This window comes from Sphingomonas sp. CCH9-F2, assembly GCF_001556735.1.
Classification (GTDB): Bacteria; Pseudomonadota; Alphaproteobacteria; order Sphingomonadales; family Sphingomonadaceae; genus Sphingomonas; species Sphingomonas ginsenosidimutans.
Genome location: NZ_LSJO01000011.1, coordinates 1 through 1,820, shown reverse-complemented (window position 1 = coordinate 1,820; position 1,820 = coordinate 1). Strand labels below are relative to the sequence as shown.

Sequence of the window (1,820 nt, the reverse complement as noted above, 5' to 3'; positions counted from 1 at the left end):
CGGGGTCGCCCCCGCGATCCCGCCCGCCACCACCGCCTCGCCCAATGTCTCGCGGGTCAGCGCGGGCGGCGCGTCGTGCCGGCAATGCCAGAACAGCGCGACCAGCTCCGCCAGCTTCAGGTCGCCGCGCGCCGCGCGCTCGACCAGCGCGAACAGCGGGCCCAGTTCCTCCTCCGCCGCCACCAGCGCGGCGAAGGTGGGGCGCAGCACCAGCGGCTGGCCCGCGACGCGGATGGCGGCCTCGCCGCGCGCCGGGTTCGCGGGCGCGCTCATGCGCTGGCCACCGCGCCGCTGCTCTCCAGCGCGATCGTGTAGCTGCGCTCGCCGTTGTAATCCCCGGCATAGTCCAGCCGCGTGACCAGGAACCGCCCGGTCATCGCCTCGCCGCTTTCGAACGTCAGGCGATAATCGTCGAGCGTGCCGGCCAGCGCGCTGGCCTTCACGCGCGTCTCCGCCGCCGATCCGGTGAAGACGCCCGCCGCCGATACGCTGACCGAACGGACCCCCGCGCCCGACAGCAGCTCGCGCCACCCGCCCGAATCCTTGCTGGTGATCGCGACCGCCTCGCCGTTGATCGACAGCTGCGTCGTGCGCAGCCCCGCCACCGTCCGGTACACCACCGGATTGCCGCCATCGCCCACCTTCAACAGGAACGCGCTGCCCTTTTCCGCCGCCATGTTCAGTCCTCCTGTTCCAGCATCCGCACGCGCACGTCGACCATCGCCGCCCAGCGTGCCGTCCCCTCACCCAGCACCGCGCAGCGCACCGGCACGACCGTCACGATCCGCCATCCCGGCAGGTCGCGCGGCAGCGTCAGCAACGCCGCCTCCACGGCGCCCGCGATCCCCTCGATCCGCGCCGGCAGCTGGTGATCGTCGCGCACCGTCACGCCGACGCGCGCCTCGCGCCCGGCGCGGTCCTTGGCTCCCCAGTCGGTGGCGGCGATGTCGCGAAGCGTGACGTGCGGCATCGCCGCCGCCTTCGCGCCCGCACCGTCCGCCACGCGCTGCACCCCCGCGATCGTGCGCAGCTGCGCCAGCACCGCGGCGCGCAAGACCACCGCCGCGCTCATGATCGCCACCACGACAGCCGCGGGTCGTCGACCCACCGCCGCACCAGCCCGCGCGCGCTGACGGTCACGCCGTCCGCGCCATCCTCCACCCGCGCATCCGGCAGCAGGTCGCGCACCCGCGCCGCGACCTGCGCCCGCGCCGCCGCGACGCGCCGCCCCACCGCGGGCGTCATGCGCGCAACCCCGGCGTCAGCGACATGACCCGGAACGGCCGCCACAGCGCGGTCACCGCCGCGGGGACCGGGGTGGTCGCGCCGCGATCGGCGAACAGATGCGCCGCCAGCATCGCCACCCCCTGTCGCAATCCGGCGGGCAGCCCGCCCCAGTCGGCGGCGATCCCCGCGGTGAAGACGACGCGCCCCTCCGCCGCCATCCGCACCCAGCCGCGCCCCTCGCCGTCGATATCGATCGTCATGTCCGGCGCTGCCTGGATCGCACGCACCGGCATCGCGGGCAGCATCTGCCACGCCGCGCCCGCTGGCATGTCGGCCGCGACCTCGCGTGCGATCAGCACCTGCCCGGTGACCTGCTCGGCCAGCCCGATCGCGCTGTCCGCCAGCGCCGCGATCAGCGCATCGTCCTCCGCCAGCCCGGCGCGCAGCTCCGCCTTCACCGCCGCCACCGCGGCGGCGCGATCGGCGGGCCCCAGCGTCACCGCGCCCGGCCCGCCCGTGATGATGGCCATCCCCATCCCCCTCGCTGTTGCATGGATGCCGCGGGGCCGGCGCGTGCCGGCCCCGCCGGCGGG

5 protein-coding genes are annotated in these 1,820 nt (G+C 75.7%); all 5 read right to left on the bottom strand.

Annotation, left to right across the window (positions count from 1 at the left end; all coding sequences use genetic code 11):
- The coding region (locus AX685_RS00395) for a gene transfer agent family protein (RefSeq protein ID WP_066484301.1) at positions 1-273 on the bottom strand (273 nt) is incomplete at its 3' end.
- The gene (locus tag AX685_RS00390; RefSeq protein ID WP_066484300.1) at positions 270-677 is read right to left on the bottom strand and encodes a phage major tail protein, TP901-1 family; all 408 of its coding nucleotides are present in this window, start codon (positions 675-677) and stop codon (positions 270-272) included. The genes AX685_RS00390 and AX685_RS00395, both read right to left, overlap by 4 nt.
- Before the next feature lie 2 nt (positions 678-679).
- On the bottom strand, positions 680-1,072 hold the full coding sequence (gene gp17, locus AX685_RS00385) for a tail completion protein gp17 (RefSeq protein ID WP_082740375.1): 393 nt from the start codon (positions 1,070-1,072) through the stop codon (positions 680-682).
- The gene (locus AX685_RS21315) at positions 1,069-1,245 is read right to left on the bottom strand and encodes a hypothetical protein (RefSeq protein WP_156445572.1); all 177 of its coding nucleotides are present in this window, start codon (positions 1,243-1,245) and stop codon (positions 1,069-1,071) included. Before AX685_RS21315 ends, gp17 begins: the two co-directional genes overlap by 4 nt.
- Entirely contained in the window at positions 1,242-1,757 is a 516-nt protein-coding gene (locus AX685_RS00380; RefSeq protein ID WP_066484302.1) for a hypothetical protein, read from the bottom strand. Before AX685_RS00380 ends, AX685_RS21315 begins: the two co-directional genes overlap by 4 nt.
- Positions 1,758-1,820 lie beyond the last annotated feature (63 nt).

Coding starts and splice junctions, on each gene's coding strand:
- AX685_RS00390 (WP_066484300.1), bottom strand. CDS start 677: ATGGCGGCGGAAAAGGGCAGCGCGTTCCTGTTGAAGGTGGGCGATGGC.
- gp17 (WP_082740375.1), bottom strand. CDS start 1,072: ATGAGCGCGGCGGTGGTCTTGCGCGCCGCGGTGCTGGCGCAGCTGCGC.
- AX685_RS21315 (WP_156445572.1), bottom strand. CDS start 1,245: ATGACGCCCGCGGTGGGGCGGCGCGTCGCGGCGGCGCGGGCGCAGGTC.
- AX685_RS00380 (WP_066484302.1), bottom strand. CDS start 1,757: ATGGCCATCATCACGGGCGGGCCGGGCGCGGTGACGCTGGGGCCCGCC.